Genomic DNA, 18,750 nt, shown 5'->3' on the forward strand with positions numbered 1-18,750 from the left:
TTCCACCTTTTGTGGTTTAGTGACGCAGTGGCCCCCCCGGTACACGACTGCACCCGTCTTCGTCGGCAGCGTAATATGTGTATAAGGGACAGGCATATTCCACCCCGTCCCCGCCCCACGGTACCCGGCAGGTCCAGCCGCATCCGCCGCCTCCCCTTCCTGTGCAGCGCCCTGCTGCTGACGCTGGTCGCCTGCAAACCGCAGCAGGCGCCGCAGATGCCGCCACCCGAGGTGGGCGTGGTCGCCGCGAAAGCGGAAACCGTGCCGCTGCAGCGCGATCTGGTCGGCCGCCTGGCCCCGTTCCGCAGTTCCGACGTGCGCGCCCGCGTCGCCGGCGTCCTGCAGAAGCGCCTGTACACCGAGGGCAGCGAGGTCAGGCAGGGCCAGCCGCTGTTCCGGATCGATCCGGCGCCGCTGCAGGCGGCGCTGAGCGCCGCGCAGGCCGACCTGGCCGCGGCCCAGGCCAGCTATGCCAACGCCAAGGTCGCCGCCGACCGCGCCCGCCAGCTGGCGCCGCAGAAGTTCGTGTCGAAGTCCGACCTGGACAACGCCGAGGCCGCCGAACGCAGCGCCGCCGCCGCGGTGCAGCAGGCCAAGGCCGGCGTGACCAGCGCGCGCATCAACCTGGGTTACGCCAACGTCACCGCGCCGATTTCCGGCCGCGCCGGCAAACAGCAGGTCACCGAGGGCGCGCTGGTCGGCCAGGGCGACGCGACCCTGCTGACCACCATCGACCAGATCGACCCGCTGTACGTCAACTTCTCGATCGGCGCCTCCGAACTGGAACAGCTGCGCAACGCCCAGGGCGTGTCGCTGGACGGCCAGGGCAAGGCCCGGGTCGATGTGGTGCTGGCCGACGGCAGCCTGTACCCCGAACCGGGCCTGCTCGACTTCTCCGATACCGTGGTCGACCCCGACACCGGCGCGATCACGCTGCGCGCGCGCCTGCCCAACCCGGGCAAGACCCTGCTGCCCGGCAGCTTCGTCACCATCAAGGCCACCCTCGGCCAGCGCGCCGACGTGTTCCTGTTGCCGCAGGCCGCGGTGCTGCGCGACGCCAATGGCGCCTACGTCTACGTGGTCGGCGCCGACGGCAAGGTCGTGCGCAAGAACGTCGCCATCGAGAGCGCCGGCACGGCGAAGTGGATGGTGACGTCCGGGCTGGCCGCCAACGACCAGGTCGTGGTTTCCGGCCAGCAGAAGATCAAGGAAGGCACCCCGGCCAAGGCCGTGCCGTGGCAACCCGCCGCGGCCAACGGCGCCAAGCCGCAGCAAGCCGCCGCCCCGGCCAAGGCCGAATAAGGGAATCCCCCGATGCCCAAGTTCTTCATCAACCACCCGGTCTTCGCCTGGGTCGTGGCGATCCTGATCTCGCTGGCGGGCGTGATCGCCCTGCTCAACCTCGGCGTGGAGTCCTACCCCAACATCGCGCCGCCGCAGGTCACGGTGTCGGCGAGCTATCCCGGCGCCAGCGCCGAAACCACCGAGCGCGCGGTCACCCAGGTCATCGAGCAGCAGCTGACCGGCATCGACAACCTGCTCTACTTCAATTCCAGCTCCAGCTCCAACGGCGGCGCCAACATCACCCTGACCTTCCAGACCGGCACCGATCCCGACATCGCCCAGGTGCAGGTGCAGAACAAGGTCGCGCTGGCCACGCCGCGCCTGCCGACCGAGGTCACCCAGCAGGGCGTGGTGGTGGCCAAGGCCAACACCGGCTTCCTGATGGTGGTGGGCGTGCGCTCGGACAACCCGTCGGTCGACCGCAACCAGCTGAACGACATCATCGCCTCGCGCGTGCTCGACCAGGTCGCGCGCGTGCCCGGCGTCGGCAGCACCCGCCAGTTCGGCGCCGAATACGCGATGAACATCTGGCTGAACCCGGAGAAGCTGCAGGGCTACCGGCTGTCGGCCAGCCAGGTGCTGGCCGCCGTGCGCGGGCAGAACGTGCAGTTCGCCGCCGGCTCGCTGGGCAGCGACCCGGCGCCGGCGGGCCAGGCCTTCACCGCGACGGTCTCGGCCGAGGGCCGCTTCAGTTCCCCGGAGCAGTTCGAGAACATCATCCTGCGCGCGAACAGCGACGGCAGCACGGTGCGGCTGAAGGACGTGGCGCGCGTGCAGCTGGGCGCGGCCGGCTACGGCTTCGACACCAAGTTCAACGGCAAGCCGGTCGGCGGCTTCGCGGTACAGCTGCTACCCGGCGCCAACGCGCTGAACGTGGCCGGCGCGGTGCGCGCGAAGATGGACGAACTGCAGCCCAGCTTCCCGGCCGGCGTCGAGTGGTTCGCGCCCTACGACAGCACCACCTTCGTCAAGATCGCGATCGAGGAAGTGGTCAAGACCCTGTTCGAGGCGATCGTGCTGGTGTTCCTGGTGATGCTGGTATTCCTGCAGAACCTGCGCGCCACCATCATCCCGACCCTGGTCATCCCGGTCGCGCTGCTCGGCACCTTCCTCGGCATGAGCGTGATCGGCTTCACCGTCAACCAGCTGACCATGTTCGCGATGGTGCTGGCGATCGGCATCGTGGTCGACGACGCCATCGTGGTGATCGAGAACGTCGAGCGCATCATGGCCGAAGAACACCTGCCGCCGCGCGAAGCCACGATCAAGGCGATGGGCCAGATCACCGGCGCGGTGGTCGCGATCACCGTGGTGCTGGCGGCGGTGTTCATCCCCAGTGCGCTGCAGGGCGGCGCGTCGGGCGAGATCTACAAGCAGTTCGCGCTGACCATCGCCCTGGCGATGCTGTTCTCGGCCTTCCTCGCCCTGGGCTTCACCCCGGCGCTGTGCGGCACCTTCCTCAAGCAGCACGCCGCGCCCGGCGAGAAGCGGGCGCACCAGAACGTGGTCTTCCGCCTCTTCAACGCGGCCTACGAACGCGTTTCCCGCACCTACGTCGGCCACATCGGCAGCGCCGTGCGGCACGCGCCGCGCTGGATGATCCTGTTCGCCGTGCTGACCCTGCTGTGCGGCTTCCTGCTCGCGCGCCTGCCGGGCAGCTTCCTGCCGGAAGAGGACCAGGGCTATGCGCTGGCGATCGTGCAGCTGCCGCCCGGCGCCTCGCTGCAGCGCACCCAGTCGGTGTTCCAGCAGGTGCGCGGCACGCTGGAGCACATGGAAGGCTTCGACGGCATGATGGAAGTGGCCGGCTTCAGTTTCGTCGGCCAGGGCGAGAACGTCGGCATGGCCTTCATCCGGCTCAAGCCGTGGGACGAGCGCAAGGTCACCGCGTCCGAGTTCATCCAGCAGGCGAACGGCGCGCTGTTCGGCATCAAGGAAGCCAGCATCTTCGTGGTCAACCTGCCCACCGTGCAGGGCCTGGGCCAGTTCGGCGGCTTCGACATGTACCTGCAGGACCGCACCGGCGCCGGCCACGCCGCGCTGGAGCAGGCGCGCAACATCCTGCTGGGCAAGGCCGCGCAAAACCCCAGCCTGATGGCGGTGCGCCCGAACACGCTGGAGAACGCGCCGCAGCTCAACCTGCAGGTCGACCGCGTGCAGGCGCAGGCGATGGGCCTGTCGCTGTCGGACATCTACAGCTCGATCCAGCTGATGCTGGCGCCGGTCTACGTCAACGACTTCTTTTCGGGAGGCCGCGTCAAGCGCGTCAACCTGCGCGCCGATGCGCCGTACCGCAGCGGTCCCGAATCGCTGGCGCGCTTCTACACCCCCAGCTCGGTCGCCACCGACGGCGACGGCAAGCCGGCGATGATCCCGCTGAGCAGCGTGGTCAAGTCGGAATGGACTTCGATGTCGCCGGCGCTGACCCGCTACAACGGCTATTCGGCGGTCAACATCAACGGCTCGGCCGCACCCGGCACCAGTTCCGGCCAGGCCATGCAGGCGATGGAGAAGATCGTCACCGAGGACCTGCCGCCCGGCTTCGGCTTCGACTGGAGCGGCATGTCGTACCAGGAAATCCTCGCCGGCAACGCCGCCACGCTGCTGCTGGTGCTGTCGATCGTGGTGGTGTTCCTGAGCCTGGCGGCGCTGTACGAGAGCTGGTCGATCCCGGTGTCGGTGCTGCTGGTGGTGCCGCTGGGCGCGCTGGGCGCGATCGCCCTGACCATGACCCGCGGCCTGTCCAACGACATCTTCTTCAAGATCGGCCTGATCACGATCATCGGCCTGGCAGCGAAGAACGCGATCCTGATCGTGGAGTTCGCGGTCGAGCAGCGGCGCCACGGCAAGACCCTGCGCGACTCGGTCATCGAAGCCGCGCGCCTGCGCTTCCGCCCGATCCTGATGACCTCGTTCGCGTTCATCATGGGCGTGACGCCGATGGCGCTGTCGAGCGGCGCCGGCGCCAACGCGCGCCGCGCCATCGGCACCGGCGTGGTCGGCGGCATGCTGTTCGCCACCTTCCTCGGCCTGCTGTTCATCCCGGTGTTCTTCATCGTGGTGCGGCGCATGCTCGGCGACAAACTCGACGAACCGTCGAAGGAATACCTGGAGCAGCAGCGCCGGGGCGGATGATCGCCGACGGATTGCCCATGCGAACCCCGGCCCCATGGCCGGGGTTTTCTTTTGCGGCCGCGTCGCCCGGATTGGCCTTGGCCGCGGCGCCTGAATTGGCCGTAGCTTCCGTGCCGCCCATGCGTCAAAGTCGGACGGGGCGCATCCGCGTCCTGCCAGCCAGCGCCCAACCGAGGATCGAGCATGAAGACTTTCCTGGCCATCTACACCGGCACCCCGGAATCGCGGGAACGCGCCGGATGGGATTCGCTGAACGAGGCGGAACGGCAGGCACGGGAACGCGCCGGCATCGAGGCCTGGGGCAAGTGGGTTGAAACCAACCGCGCCGCCATCGTCGACACCGGTAGCCCGCTGGGCCGGACCAAACGGGTTTCGGACCGGGGAATCGCCGACATCCGCAACGATCTGGTCGCCTACGCGGTGGTCCGGGCAGCGTCCCACGCGGAGGCCGCGAACCTGTTCGTGCAGCACCCGCATTTCACGATCTTCCCCGGCGAAGCGATAGAGATCATGGAATGCCTGCCCATGCCGGGCTGACCCGATGGCGCCCGACCGTGTTCCCGCCGAAGATGGCGGGTAATACGGGTCCCGAAATCGAGGCCGTTGCCGGTACGCCGTGTCGCCGGCATCGCACGGGAATCCATGCCGCGCATCGCGAAAGCCCTTGCTTCATCCCCGCAATCCCGCCTCTCGCGGCGGCGGGCCCGCCTCCGCTCCCGGGTCCGGCCCTTAAGTATCCGTGCCCTCACCTGCCTTGGGCTCCGCTTTCGACAGCAGCAAATCCACCAGCTCGCTCAAGCGGGTACCCGCCGAACTCTTGACCAGTACCAGGTCGCCATCTTCGAGGAAGCCCGGCGCGGCCTGTTTCAATGCCTCCACGTCGGCGAACCAGTGCAGCGGCACCTGCCCCTCCAGTGCGCGCGCCAGGTGCGTCATGTACCCGCCGCACAGCAGCACCAGATCGGGATGGGCGGCCAGCACCGCCGGCGCCAGCGCCGCATGCAACGATTCGCTCTCCGGCTCCAGTTCGCGCATGTCCCCGAGTACCAGCACGCGCCGGCCGCCGGCTGTCGCGGGCTGCGCATCGCGGGCCAACTGCAGCGCCGCGGCCATCGACGCCGGATTGGCGTTGTAGGCTTCGTCGATCAGCCGCAGGCGCCGACCTTCGAGTTCCAGTTCATGGGTCGCGCCGCGACCGGCGAGCGGCCGGAACGCCGACAGCTGCGGCAACGCCGGTTCCATCGGCAGGCCCAAGCCGGCGACCACGGCCAGACAGGCCAGGCTATTGAGCGCCATGTGCTCACCCGGTGCGCCGAGACGGTAGCGCAGCTCGTGGCCGAGGATTTCCGCATGCACCTCGTTGCGCCCGGCATCGAGGCCGATCAGTCGCGCGCTCGCCTCGGCGTCGCGGCCGTAATGGATCACGCGCAGGCCATAGCGGGCCGCCTCGCGGGCGAAGATCCGCCATTGCGGCAGGTCGCGGTTGAGCACGGCAATGCCACCGGGCAACATGCCGCTGAAGATGCGCGCCTTGCGCCGTGCGACCTCGTCGACGCTGCCGTGGTATTTCAGGTGGGCGGCAGTGACGTTGGTGACCAGGGCCACGTCGGGGCGCGCCATGCGCGCACTCTCGCCCATGCGCCCAATGGCCATCTCGAGCACGGTGTAGGGCGCGCTCCAGTCCATCGAGGCCAGGTTCCAGGCGATGCCCGGGGGCAGGTTGGCGTTGTGGCGGGTGCGGTTGGTCGCGCCATAGGCATGCAGTACATCCGCAAGCATGGCCACGGTGGTGGTCTTGCCGGCGCTGCCGGTCACGCCGACCAGCTTGCCGGGCATATGCGTACGCGCGAAGGCGCCCATCGCCAGCACCGCCCGCTTGCGGTCGCGCACGCGCAGCACCGGGATGCCTGCGTCGACGTCATCCACCCTGTCCGCGTCGACGATGACCGCGGACGGCGCTGCCGGCAGGCGCGCCAGGCTGGCGGGATTCAGGCCAAGCGCATCGCCGTCGAAGCGCAGCACGACCATCTGCCCCGCCCGCATCGACGGGCTCCAGAAGCACAGGCCCGTGGCGCGCCAGTCCTGCGCAGGCTGGCGCAACCATGTCCCCCCCGTGGCAGCGAGTACCGCTTGCGCATCCCAACCGCGCGCGACGCCCGCCTTTGCCCATAGTTGCTCTTCGCCCACATGGATGGCGACGGCCTCCGGCAGGCGATCGCCCGAGCAGTAGCACAAGTGCCAGGGCTCCTCCGACACCAGCCAACGCCAGCCGAAGCGCTGGGCGTTGCCGCGCAGCCAGGCCATGCGCGTCGCTTGCTGCGCCCTATCCACGTCGACCGCCAGGCCCCAGCCATGCATCGATGTCCCCGGCACCGAAGCCGGCATGGCGCCGTGCTTCAGCCACCAACGCTGGCCATTCCATTCCACCGCCGGGGAACGACCGGTCGCCGTCCCGGCATACCGGCGCTCGAACAGCCGCACCTGCACCGGCAGCGGCCGGTAGGTATCGATGCAGTGCTTCGGCTCCAGCAGCACGCCATCGGCCTGCGCCGCCGCGCGCATCGCCTCCCACGCCTGCGCTGCGCGCCAGTGCAGGCGCCCCCCGAACACCGGGCGCAGCAGGGAACGATCGAGCTTGCCGTTTTCCTGCCCCTGCAGGTCGGCCGGCAGTACCGGCTCCGGTGGTTGTGCCGTATCTGCCGAGTGGGGCGATATCGCGTTCCGCATCGGCTCGGCGCCGGTTTCATCCAGGTATTTCCAGTACGCAATCAAGCCGGACAGGTAATGCTCCACGTCGTCGATGCGCACGCGGTAGCCGTGGTGCTTGATGAAAAAGCCATCGGCGACCCGCGCCGGATTGCGGAAGAACATCGCCAGTTCCGGCCAGAAAAAGCCGGCCAGGAGATAACGGGCACGGAACTCCAGCGCGCGCTGGAACTTGTCCAGATCGAAACCGTCGAGCAGGTGCGCGTACGCGGGATCGGCCTGGATCCGGTCGATCATCCTCCGCGCCGCCATCATCATCTCCAGCAGCGTCGGGAAGGTGGTGATGCGCTCGAGCACGAAATCCAGGTACCCACGCACGTTGTCCAGGCCGAAGCGGTAGTAGCGATCGTCCGGGCGATGCAGGGTCAGTTCATTGACGCAGTAGCCGAGCCAATGGTCGTGCGCACGCCAATGCTCGGCGGCGATGAAGTGTCCGAACGCCTTCTCGACCACGGCCAGCCAGCGTGGATCGCCGGTCAGGCCATACAGGCGCATCAGGCCGAACGCCGCCTCGCCGTCGTAATAGATGGTGCGGTTGTGCTGCTTGACGCCCAGATCGGGCCAGTCGAGCACGTGCACGAAGCGCCCGCTCTGCGGGTCCTGCATGTGCAGGATGCCCAGCGCCAGTTTTTCCAGCAGCGGCAGATGTCGGTGGTCGCCGCTGAGTTCGGCATGCTTGGTCAGTGCAAGCAGGCACACGGCGTTGCCGCCCAGCTTGATCTCGTCGCCGGTGTCGACCAGGAACGCGGCGCGCGTGCCGTCCGGCAACATCGCTTCGCGGATCAGCGTGCCGCACAGGTAATCCAGCGCCGCGTCGATCGCCGCCTTGTGCGCCGGATCGCCGGTCAGCTCCCAGCCTTCGAGCAGGGCGTAGGTGGAACTGGCATGGCGCAGCGCGTTGTAGGTGGGAATGGATCTGTCGAAGCAGGGAAACCAGCCGTAGTGGTATTCGCCGTCGGGTTTGACCTGGCGCGCGAGATAGCCGGTGCCGCGATGGACGATTTCACGGATGCGTCCGGTCCCCCAGTCGTCGATGTGCCGGTAACCGTGATGGCGGCCTTCGTGCTCGATCGCATGCATCGCCTTCCCGTCGCTGAACACCGCGCGCGTATCGAACAGCCACATCGGCTGCGCCGGTTCGCCGGGCCAGCGCAGTTCACGACCGAAACGCCGCTGTGCGTAGACCTTCAGGTTGGCGTCGTTCGGGGTCGCGACCGGGAAACGCCCGTCGTACAGCAGCGCGTTGCCGGCGCATTCCATCGGCAGCAGCGCCTGCGCCAGCCCGGCGTCGAACGCAATGCCGTACCGCCAGTAATTGCGCTTGGTCGCGGCGAACTGCTTGCGCAGCCGCTCCCAGGTGGTCTCGCGCAGATTGTGCGCCAGCTCGACGCGCAGCCAGACCGGCGTCCTGCCCTTGCGCCGCCACAGGCGTTCGAGGGCCGCAATGCCGGCATCCCACGCCGCATCGAAATCGCGGCCCCGCCCGACCGACACGTGCGCGCGCTCCGTGCCGCAACTCGCGGCGAAGAACAGGGTGCAGGCGGAGGCATCCGCGCTTCCGGCCGCGATGCACTCGCGCCACGCCGCGTGCAGCGCCGCGCGCGCCGGGTCGGCCAGCGATCCGCGCCAGCCGGCCGCGGGCTGCCGTACCTCGTGGGGAGTGGTCGGCCGGTGCATCGGCGTCAACGTTCCCGCAGCGCCTCCCGTGCGCGGTTCAGCGGCTTGATCAGGTAACTCATGATCGTCTTGCTGCCGGTGTGGATGTCGACGTCGGCGATCATGCCGGGAAAGATGCCGAAGCGCTTCCCCGCCTTGTTGGTCAGGTGGTCGCTGTCGGTGCGGATATAGACGCGATAGTAGTAGACATCGCGCTTGACCTCGTCCTGGATGGTATCGGGCGAGATCATCGCCACCTTGCCTTCCAGCCCGCCGTAGATGTGGTAGTCGTATGCGGTGACCTTGACCACCGCGCGCTGCCCAGGGTGCAGGAAGGCAACGTCGCGCGGCGCGATGCGCGCTTCGACCAGCAGGCGGTCGTCCAGCGGCACGATTTCCATCAGCTTGCCGTTCGGCGGCACCACGCCTCCCACCGTGGTCACTTCGACGTTCTTCACCACCCCCCTGACCGGCGAAACGATGGTGGTGCGCGACAGCGCATCGCTGCGGCCGCGGGTGACCGATTGCTGCTCTTCGACCCTGGCGTTGGCCTTGGCCAGTTCCTCGCGCGCGGCCACCAAGTATTGCGTGCGCTGGTCGGTGATCTTGTTCTGCAGCTCGGTGGCCTGCCGGCGCAAGCGCAGCAGCTCGACGTCGCTGGCCGCTCCCTTGGCCGCCAACGGCTCGGTCAGCCGAAGTTCCTGGTTGACCAACGCGAGGGCGCGGCCGAGGCCTGCGACGCTCTCCTCCAGGCTCCGGCGGCGCGAACGGTACAGTTCGGTTTCCGAACGCACCAGCTCCGGGTCCTTCGACACCTCCTCGGGGAACCGCAGCGGCGTGCCGTCGACCTCGGCCCGCAAGCGCGCCGACGTGGCCAGCGCCGCCCGCATCTGCGAGGCGCTTTCCTCCACCGTGGCCTCAACCCGGGTCGGATCGAGTTTCGCCAGCACCTGCCCCGCCTGCACCACGTCGCCCTCGCGCACGGCCAGCTGCGCGACGATGCCGCCTTCCAGCGACTGGACCACCTGCTCGCGCGAAGTCGGCACCACCTTGCCGGTGCCGGTGGTCACCTCGTCCAGCTCGAAAACGCTGGCCCAGACCGCCAGCAGCAACAGGCCGAATGCCGCGACCCAAACCACTTTCGACGCGCGCGGCACGGCATCCTGCCACAGCGCATCGCCCGCGCGTCCGCCTGCCTTGCGCGCACCCGCATCCGGGCTCATGCGTTGCCTCCTTTCTGCCGCGCCGCCGGCTTGGCCACGCGCCCTTCGGTCGCCTCCAGCGGCCGGGCCAGTACCTCGCCCTTCGGGCCATCGCGGACCACGCGCCCGCCATCCAGCACCACCACCCGGTCGACGCACTTCAACACCGCCGGCCGGTGCGTGGCCACCACCAGGGTGCGCGCGGACAGCCATGCAGCCAGATTGTCGATGAACTGGCGTTCGCTGGCGTCGTCCAGCCAAGCGGTCGGCTCGTCGAGCAGCAACACGCCGGGCTCGCGCAACAGGGTGCGCGCCAGCAGCAGTTGCTGGCGCTGTCCGCCGGACAGGCCGCGTCCGCCTTCCTGGACCAGGTAGTCGAGCCCTTCCGGCAACGAACGCACGACCGCCATCGCGCCGCTCAGTTGCAGCGCCCGCAGCAAGTCGTCGTCGCCGGCATGCGGCATGCCCATGGTCAGGTTGTCGCGCAGCGTGCCGAAAAACAGGCTGGCGTTCTGGTTGAGCAGGGCCACGTCGCGGCGCAGGTCCATCGGGTCCAGCACCGATGTCTTCACGCCGTCGAGCGCCACCTGCCCTTCCTGCGGCATCTGCATGCCCGCCAGCAGCTGCAGCAATGTCGACTTGCCGGCGCCGTTGCGCCCCAGCAGCGCGACCTTCTCGCCGGGCGAGATTTCCAGCCCCCGGATGTCGAGGATGTTGCGCGCCCCGTCCCCGCCGTAGCGGAACCGCACGCCGGACAGCGCGTACTCGCCGCGCACCACCGGCCGATGCACGCGCAGGCCGCGTTCGGGCTGGTCCACCGGGCGCTGCATCAACTGGTCGAGCCCTTCGCGCGCGACCTTGGCCTGTTGCCAGCGCAACATCACCCCGGTCACCTGCGCCAGCGGCGCCATCATCCGCGAAGCCAGCATCGAGCAACCGACGACCACGCCGACCGAGATTTCGCCGTTCATCGCCGGGTACGCACCGACCAGCACCACGCCGGCATAGGCCAGCGACTGCACTTCCTGGGTCCAGCCGGTCAGCAGCCCGGTCAACGCGCGTTGCTTCACCCCGATCGCCGCAGAACCCTCGTTGATGTGGTTCCACTGGTTCTGGAAGCGCGGCTCGGCGCGCAGCAGCTTGATGTCGTCGAGGTTCTGCACCGCTTCCACGAGGATCGCGTTGCGCAGCGACGCCTCGCGCATGCCTTCGCGCGACAGCTTGGCCAGCGGCCGCTGGGCGATCAGGCTGGGCACCAGCAACAGCGGCAGCGCCGCCAGCGGCACCAGCACCAGATAGCCGCCGACCAGCCACATCACCGCCAGGAACAGCACGAAGAACGGCAAGTCGGCCAGCACGCCGATCGTGGTCGAGGTGACCAGCTCGCGGATCTGCTCCAGCTCGCGCAGCTGGGCAATGAAACTGCCGGTGGAACTCGGGCGGGCATCGTTGCGGATGCGCAGCGCATGGCCGAAGACGCGGTCGGAGATGCGGAGGTCGGCACGCCTGCCGACCAGGTCGGAAATATGCGCGCGCATCACCCGCATCGCGAAAGCGAAGGTCAATGCGATCAGCAGGCCGCCGAAAAGCACCCACAACGTCGGCTGCGACTGCGCCGGGATCACCCGATCGTAGACCTGCATGGTGAACAGCATGGAGCCCAGGCTGAGCACGTTGGCGACCAGCGAGGCCAGGATCACGTCGAGGTAACGCGGCCATTCGCGCAAGGCGTCCTGCAGCAGCCAGTTCGACCGGTACGGCCTGATGTATTCGTCGACGCGCGCATCCGGCACGGAGGATTGCGGCTTGACCAGCAGCACCCGGCGCGCGCGCCGCGCCAGCTCGTCGCGGCCCAGCGTCGTCTGCAGGCCCTGGTCGCCACTGAGGCGAACGCCCACGTTGCCGTCGGCGTCGACCTGCTCGATCACGCCGACCTGGCCGTCGCCGAAATCGGCGACCAGCGGAAGCCGCCATGGGTCGAGCATGCCCGGCACGAAACGGTCGAACACCGCGACCAGGCCGAGCTGCCGCGCCATGAACTCGACGACATCGTCCGGCGCCGTGTCGCGCATGCGCCAGTCGGCCTCCACGCGCACCCGTTCCTGCGAGCCATCGATGCGGTAATGGCGCGCGACCCCGATCAGCGCTTCCAGCCACGGTTCGTAGCCCCACCCGTCCAAGCTTGCCCCCTCGACCGTCATGGGAGTATCTCCATGCCCTGCACCCGCGAGTTGTCCAGGCCAAATGCAGCCCGCGCCCGGCCTGCCGCTACAAGGTAGCCCAATTGCGCGTTCCACAGGTCATGCCGCGCATTGGCCAAGTCTTCCTGCGCCTGGCCGATCTCCTGTTCCGCGTTCAGCAGGTCCAGTACGTTCCGGGTGCCCAGCGACAGGTACTGGTCCCAATACAGTTCGCGCGTCTCGGCGATGCTTTGCAGGCGCTGTTCGAGCACGACGATACGCCCGTTCAGGCCATCCATCCTCTCGCGATGGAAACGCAGGTTGTCGGATGCGGCGAGCCGCTCGGCGTCGAGCCTGGCTTCGGCCGCCGCCAGCGCACCGGCGCTGGCGCGGCTGCGCGCTGCCGCCGCGCCACCCTGGTACAACGCGCCACCGACCGAGATGAAGGCCGCGCCGTAGCTGCTCTTGCCGTAGATCTGCTCATAGCGGTTGCCGGCCCGGCCCATGCGCTGGTTCGCGGTCGCTTCCAGCGAAACGGTGGGATAGCGTTGCGCCCGCGCATTGTCCAGTTCGGCTTCGGCCTGGTCCCGCTCGGCGGCGGCCACCAGGACCGCGGGCACGCGCCACAGATCCCGTTCGCCCGCCTCCTGTGCGGCGTCCGACATGCCGGCCGGCGCATCCGCGACCGCCCGCGCCGCCGCCGGCCCCACGTAGGTCTGCAGCCGGCTGCGCCATTGCCGCAGCTGCGCATCGACCTCCAGCGCGCGCGCCTGCGCCGCCTCCATCCTTGCACGCGCCTGGATCGGATCGCTGCGCGTGGCCGCGCCGGCCTCGGCACGCATCTCGGTAATCTCGCGCACCTTGCGCAAGGCATCGATCAGGGCCTGCGAAGTCCGCTGCAGAGCCTGGTAGCGATGCACCTCTATCAGCGCCTGCGCGGTCTTGTCCACCACGTCGTCGATCGCCTGCAGCACCGCCGCCTGTTCGCGGCGCACGCCGGCCCGTTCGCGCGCCACCGCACTGCTGGTCTTGCCGAAGTCGTAGAGCATCTGCGACAGCCCAAGGGTGGCGACCTGCCCATTCCCGTATTCCCCCTGGCCGCCCGACGTCACTCCGGCCTGCACCCTGGGCTTGTACCCGGCCCTGGCCACATCGACCATTTCGCCCTGCTGCCCCAGCGTCGCCAGCGCCGCGGCCACGGTGGGATAGCGATTCACGGCGATGCCGACCGCCTCGTTCCAGTCGAGTTCGGCGCCGCTGGGCGTCGACGCAACATAGCCGGGCGGCCGCGACGAAGCCGAAGCCGCGGCTTCACGCACCAACGCATCGACACCGATCCCGCGGGCGGCATCGCCCGGATCCTCCGTAAAGGCGCCCAATGCGCTGTGCGCGACGATCCCATCGCCACGCGCCTGCGCACCGACGACTTCCTGCGCGTGCATGTCTTGCGCGGTCAACAGCACCAGCGGCAGGAAAATCCACGGTACTGCCGATCTCAGGTTCGCCAAAACGCCCCCCAGCCCACTGCCACTCACGGAACGGCTCTGCCCGCCGTTCCGTGAGCCGATGCCATCCCTCGTCCGGCCATGACCGGCTGCTTGCGCAGCCGGCGTCTCGAGCCGCGTCGGGCGAGGATCATGCGTGGTCAGTACCCTGTTGCAGAAGCAGCTGCGTGATTTCGTCCTCGTAGGCCGACAAAGCGGCATATTCGACGCTGCCCCCGGGCAGGACGCCTCCGGCGTCGCCGCCATCCAGCGCCAGGATTTCGTCGCCCTCGCCGCGCACGTACAACGTCTGGGTCGTATCGTCGCTGGCCAGCAGTTCCGACAACCTCGGTTCGTCGTCTGGCGACGACGCATCGTCGGCATCCATCGTGGCGTCCTCCATCAGCAGCATCGACTCCATGTCGATGACCACATCCGGCACGCCCGCACCGGAGGGATCCACCGTCACCACCAGCTGGCCCGTTGCCACCACGCCGGTCGGGTGAACCAGCTGGTAGTCGAACGTATCCGCTTCCGGATCGACGAAGTGCGGCTGCGGGTCGAACGGCGTGTAGGTGTAGTTGCCGTCGGCATCGACGCTCAACACGCCGTGGGTACCCTGCACCGTCACCGGGCCGCTGCCGGTAATGTCGACATAATCGCCAAGCACGCTGTCGAACACCCGGATCGTGGTGAACTCGGAACCCGGCAGATCGTTGGCCAGCAGGTTGCCGTCGGCACCGGTGGCGCTGTCGACCACATACTGGTCCAGGTGGACCACATCCACGTTGGTCACGATTCCGACCGTCATCGCTCCGGTCAGCGGGGGATCCAGCGTCACCTGCACCCGATAGGTGCCGGCGTCCAAACCCAGCGTGGACAGGTCCAGCGAAGCCAGCTCGCCCAGTACGGAAATCACTCCGGAGAATGGATCGGTGGCCACATCCACCCAATTGCCCCCGCCATCCTGTACTTGCAGGGACAGATTGACGTTGGTGGCGCCAATGCCCAGCGTCAACAGCGACGACACCACCACGCTGCCGGATACGGCGTCATTGGCGCCGATGGTGAACGTGTCGCTGGTGTAGGTCACCGCAGCCCCAAGCAGGGATACCAGGTCCTGGTTGGCGTTGAAGAACTCGTTGTCGACCACGTTGGCGAACACCACGCTCGCGGTATCGACGTCGCCCGATGCGCCGAACTCCAGCGTCGCCGGCTGGGCGGGATCGCCGTCGTTCCACGTCATGTCCACGCTGCCGCTGTCGATATGGACGTACAACGTCGCGGTTGCGGTGTTTCCGGTCGCCGGATCGAACAGCGTGTACTCGAACTGCTCGACCTGGCCGATTCCTGCGGCATCCGCATTCGGCGTGTAGGTATAGGATCCATCCGGACCGATCGTCAAAGTGCCGTAGGTTCCCGGGATCGGCGTGTCCGCCCCGGCCACGGTCACGCCGTTGACGCTCTGCACGACCGTCGTCCCGGTGACGGTATCCGTCTCGCCACCGGCATTGGCATCGACGATGACATTGCCCGAAACCTCGATGGCTTCGTAGCCGGCGACGTCGGTGTAGTCGAGGTCGGTACCCGCCACGGCCAGGCTGTTCAGCACCGACAGGCCTACGCCCTCGTAGGTCACGAAGGCACGATACTGGCCCGAGCCCAACGACTGCTCGACGCCGTAGGTATCGGCATCCAGCAAACCGATATCCAGGATCGTCGCCCCCTCCGACAATCCGTCGATGGTGGTCCAGCGCCCCGTGTCCTCGTCCCATTTCTGGATGACGATCCGGTAATCGCCCAGCAAATCGACGCCCAGCAGGGAATCAAAAACAAAGGTGAGATCCTGCGAGTGTCCTGCCGCAACGTCGAATTCAACGGTATTGACGCCCAGCACGGTCGCCTGCAGGTCCAGGTCCAGCACCGAAACGCCCAAGCCGACCGCAGTGCTCGCACTGCCGTGATCGACGGCTCCGGATGTCGGAACGATATTCACCTCGGCGGTTGACAGGTTGTCGAACGCCTCCAGCGGCGACAGCTCCACCACGACATCGGCTGTCGCCGCATTGCCAGCGGCGTCCGTTGCGGTCACCGTCAGCGTTTCGCCTTCGGTCACCTCCGCATTGCCGACCGTGAACGCATAGGTACCATCCACGGCCACCACGACCGGACCAGCCAGCACGTTGCCGTCGGCATCGGCCAGCGTGACCGTCGAGCCGGGTTCTGCCGTACCGCTCACCGTCACCGTGTCCGGATCCGGGCTTTCGCTGAACGTCGCAGTCAATGCCGGCGCAGTGCCATCCACTTCCACCGGTCCGAGCGATCCATTCGGTCCGGTGTTGCCGGCCGCATCGGTCTGACGCACCAACACTTCACCATCGGCATACACGCCTTCGGGCAGGTCGAAACTGTTGCCGCTACCCGTGTTCCAGTTCGCGCCGCCATCGGTGCTGTATTCCCACGTCGCACCTGCCTCCAGGCCGCCAACCGTCACCGTGCCATCGCTGGTGATGCCGTCGCCCGCCGTGCCCGTGTCGTTCTCTAGCGTGGCGATTGGCGCATCGGGCGCGGTCAGGTCCGGTGCCGTCACCGGCGTCGGCAGGGACTCATTGCCCGCCGCGTCGGTCGCGGTCACCGTCAACGCTTCGCTGTCGATCTGCGGTTCCGACAGCGTTATCGAGTAATTGCCTCCGGAATCGGCCGTGCCGGTACCCAGCACCGTCGTGCCATCCGGGCCATAGACCGTCACCGTCGAACCCGGCTCGGCCGTGCCGGTCACGGTAGTGCCGTCCGGACTTATGGCGGCCACCGGCGCATCGGGAGGCGTGACATCCGCATCAGCATCAGCATCAGCATCAGCATCAGCATCAGCATCAGCATCAGCGTCGGCATCGGCATCGGCATCGGCATCCGCATCGGCATCCGCATCGGCATCCGCATCCGCATCCGCATCCGCGTCGGCGTCGGCGTCGGCGTCGGCGTCGGCATCGGCATCGGCATCGGCATCGGCATCGGCATCCGCATCCGCGTCCGCGTCGGCATCGGCGTCCGCGTCCGCGTCCGCATCGGCGTCAGCGTCAGCGTCGGCGTCAGCATCTGCGTCGGCATCCGCGTCGGCATCCGCGTCGGCATCCGCGTCGGCATCTGCGTCCGCATCTGCGTCGGCATCTGCGTCGGCATCGGCGTCCGCATCGGCGTCGGCATCGGCGTCGGCATCGGCGTCGGCATCGGCGTCCGCATCGGCGTCCGCATCGGCGTCCGCATCGGCGTCCGCATCGGCGTCCGCATCGGCGTCGGCATCGGCGTCGGCGTCGGCGTCGGCGTCGGCGTCGGCATCGGCGTCGGCGTCGGCGTCGGCGTCGGCGTCGGCGTCGGCATCGGCATCGGCATCGGCGTCGGCGTCGGCATCGGCATCGGCGTCGGCATCCGCGTCGGCGTCGGCATCTGCGTCGGCATCGGCATCGGCATCGGCGTCGGCATCGGCGTCGGCATCGGCGTCCGCATCGGCGTCCGCATCGGCGTCGGCATCGGCGTCCGCATCGGCGTCGGCATCGGCGTCCGCATCGGCGTCCGCATCGGCGTCGGCATCTGCGTCCGCGTCCGCGTCTGCGTCCGCATCGGCGTCCGCGTCGGCGTCGGCATCAGCATCTGCGTCGGCGTCCGCGTCGGTATCGTCAATCACCGGAGCTTCTATCGAAGTCGGCGACGATTCGTTGCCCGCACCATCGGTTGCTGTAATCGTCAGATCTTCGCCATCGGTTTGCGGCACATCCAGGGTGACCGAATAGCTGCCATCAGCAGCGGCTACTCCCGTACCCAATACCGTCGTGCCATCCGGGCCATAGACCGTTACCGTTGAACCCGGCTCGGCCGCACCCGAATCGCCGAAAACCACGGCGCCGTCCGGGCTTATCTCCGCCAATGGCGCATCCGGAGGCGTCAGGTCCGGCGCCTCGATCGGCGTGGGATCGGATTCGTTACCCGCACCGTCCGTCGCGGTAACCGTCAGATCTTCGCCATTGGTCAGAGGCGTATCCAGCGTAATCGTGTAATCGCCGTTCTCGTCGGCCGTGGCGCTGCCCAGCTCGTTGCCGTCTTCATCGTAGACAGTGACGGTCGTGCCTGATTCTGCCGTTCCCGCAATGGTCGCACCATCGTCGCTGATTTCCGCGGTTGGCGCGTCGGGCGGCGTCAGGTCAGGCGCCTCGACCTGCGTCGGATCGGACTCGTTGCCCGCGCTGTCCGTTGCGGTAACCGCCAGGTCCTCGCCATTGGTCTGCGGTTCGTCCAGGACGATCGTGTAACCGCCGTCCGTGCCGGCCGTCGTACTGCCCAGTTCTCCGCCGTCTTCGCCGTAAACCGTGACGGTCGATCCGGGTTCTGCCGTGCCTGTGACCGTCGTGCCGTCATCGCTGATGACCGCGGTCGGCGGCGTGGGCGCCGTGGTATCGGGCGGTGGTGGTGGGGGCGGCAGGGAACCGCCACCAGGCGAGTAGCCCTTGTCGTCCATGTTGGCCAATATGGCGGCCCCGACAAGCACACCCGCGGTGATCTTCATCGCGCCTTCGGTGTCCACCAACATCGGCGCCGCTTCGAGCGCCTGCGCATCGGTGAACATGAAAGCCCCGGTCCCGGGATCCGCCTTGAGCCACCACAGTGCGCCGCTGTCGTCCTCCAGGACCAGGTCACTGTGGCCACCATTTTCGTCGGCCACAAAAAAATTCTCGACAACGATCCTTTGACCGTTATCGAGAACAAGTATGAGGTTCAACCCATCGCGTTCCGCGGATTTGACCCGGTCGCGATCCAGTGGAAGCGTGACGACCGAAACGGCGTCCAGTGTGATGATTCCGCTTTCGTCGAACGACAATTCCCTGGCCTGGCCACCTGCCTTGGCGACAACCGTCGTGCTCTTGCCCATAACTCCCCCCTAGGAGTTTGTTGACTCGGCGAGGCAACGAAAGCGCCCAATCCCCTGGTCGA

The 18,750-nt window shown here is 67.9% G+C and carries 8 protein-coding genes; 3 read left to right on the forward strand and 5 right to left on the reverse strand.

The genetic code is table 11. The features are described from left to right. The first annotated feature begins 216 nt into the window (after positions 1-216). From CSC71_RS13190 to CSC71_RS13200, 3 genes are all read left to right on the forward strand, one after another. Positions 217-1,302, forward strand: a complete 1,086-nt coding sequence (locus tag CSC71_RS13190; protein ID WP_425501955.1) for an efflux RND transporter periplasmic adaptor subunit — start codon at positions 217-219, stop codon at positions 1,300-1,302. A 12-nt stretch (positions 1,303-1,314) separates the two neighbouring features. Further along, positions 1,315-4,479, forward strand: coding sequence for a multidrug efflux RND transporter permease subunit (locus tag CSC71_RS13195; RefSeq protein WP_162374842.1), 3,165 nt, complete (start codon positions 1,315-1,317; stop codon positions 4,477-4,479). A 183-nt stretch (positions 4,480-4,662) separates the two neighbouring features. Continuing rightward, positions 4,663-5,016 carry a hypothetical protein gene (locus tag CSC71_RS13200; protein ID WP_162374843.1) on the forward strand — a complete coding sequence of 118 codons (354 nt, stop codon included), beginning with the start codon at positions 4,663-4,665 and terminating at the stop codon, positions 5,014-5,016. Between the two features lie 192 nt (positions 5,017-5,208). Here CSC71_RS13200 and CSC71_RS13205 read toward each other — a convergent pair whose 3' ends face one another. The 5 genes from CSC71_RS13205 to CSC71_RS13225 all read right to left on the reverse strand — a co-directional run bounded on the left by CSC71_RS13205 (position 5,209) and on the right by CSC71_RS13225 (position 18,688). Then, the gene (locus tag CSC71_RS13205; protein ID WP_162374844.1) at positions 5,209-8,922 is read right to left on the reverse strand and encodes a Mur ligase family protein; all 3,714 of its coding nucleotides are present in this window, start codon (positions 8,920-8,922) and stop codon (positions 5,209-5,211) included. 5 nt (positions 8,923-8,927) lie between these two features. After that, positions 8,928-10,124 carry an HlyD family type I secretion periplasmic adaptor subunit gene (locus CSC71_RS13210; protein ID WP_162374845.1) on the reverse strand — a complete coding sequence of 399 codons (1,197 nt, stop codon included), beginning with the start codon at positions 10,122-10,124 and terminating at the stop codon, positions 8,928-8,930. Further along, entirely contained in the window at positions 10,121-12,283 is a 2,163-nt protein-coding gene (locus CSC71_RS13215) for a type I secretion system permease/ATPase (protein ID WP_246192219.1), read from the reverse strand. The genes CSC71_RS13210 and CSC71_RS13215 overlap by 4 nt, the downstream gene beginning before the upstream one ends. 17 nt (positions 12,284-12,300) lie before the next feature. Continuing rightward, complete coding sequence (locus CSC71_RS13220; protein ID WP_162374847.1) at positions 12,301-13,791, reverse strand: TolC family protein; 1,491 nt, start codon at positions 13,789-13,791, stop codon at positions 12,301-12,303. A gap of 127 nt (positions 13,792-13,918) precedes the next feature. Further along, positions 13,919-18,688, reverse strand: a complete 4,770-nt coding sequence (locus CSC71_RS13225) for a BapA/Bap/LapF family large adhesin (RefSeq protein ID WP_162374848.1) — start codon at positions 18,686-18,688, stop codon at positions 13,919-13,921. Positions 18,689-18,750 lie beyond the last annotated feature (62 nt).

Source organism: Pseudoxanthomonas sangjuensis (assembly GCF_010211755.1).
Classification (GTDB): Bacteria; Pseudomonadota; Gammaproteobacteria; order Xanthomonadales; family Xanthomonadaceae; genus Pseudoxanthomonas_A; species Pseudoxanthomonas_A sangjuensis.

Excerpts from the sequence above, each read along its gene's own strand:
- CSC71_RS13190 (WP_425501955.1), top strand. The coding sequence starts at position 217 with ATGCCGCCACCCGAGGTGGGCGTGGTCGCCGCGAAAGCGGAAACCGTG.
- CSC71_RS13200 (WP_162374843.1), top strand. The coding sequence starts at position 4,663 with ATGAAGACTTTCCTGGCCATCTACACCGGCACCCCGGAATCGCGGGAA.
- CSC71_RS13225 (WP_162374848.1), bottom strand. The coding sequence starts at position 18,688 with ATGGGCAAGAGCACGACGGTTGTCGCCAAGGCAGGTGGCCAGGCCAGG.
- CSC71_RS13210 (WP_162374845.1), bottom strand. The coding sequence starts at position 10,124 with ATGAGCCCGGATGCGGGTGCGCGCAAGGCAGGCGGACGCGCGGGCGAT.
- CSC71_RS13205 (WP_162374844.1), bottom strand. The coding sequence starts at position 8,922 with ATGCACCGGCCGACCACTCCCCACGAGGTACGGCAGCCCGCGGCCGGC.
- CSC71_RS13195 (WP_162374842.1), top strand. The coding sequence starts at position 1,315 with ATGCCCAAGTTCTTCATCAACCACCCGGTCTTCGCCTGGGTCGTGGCG.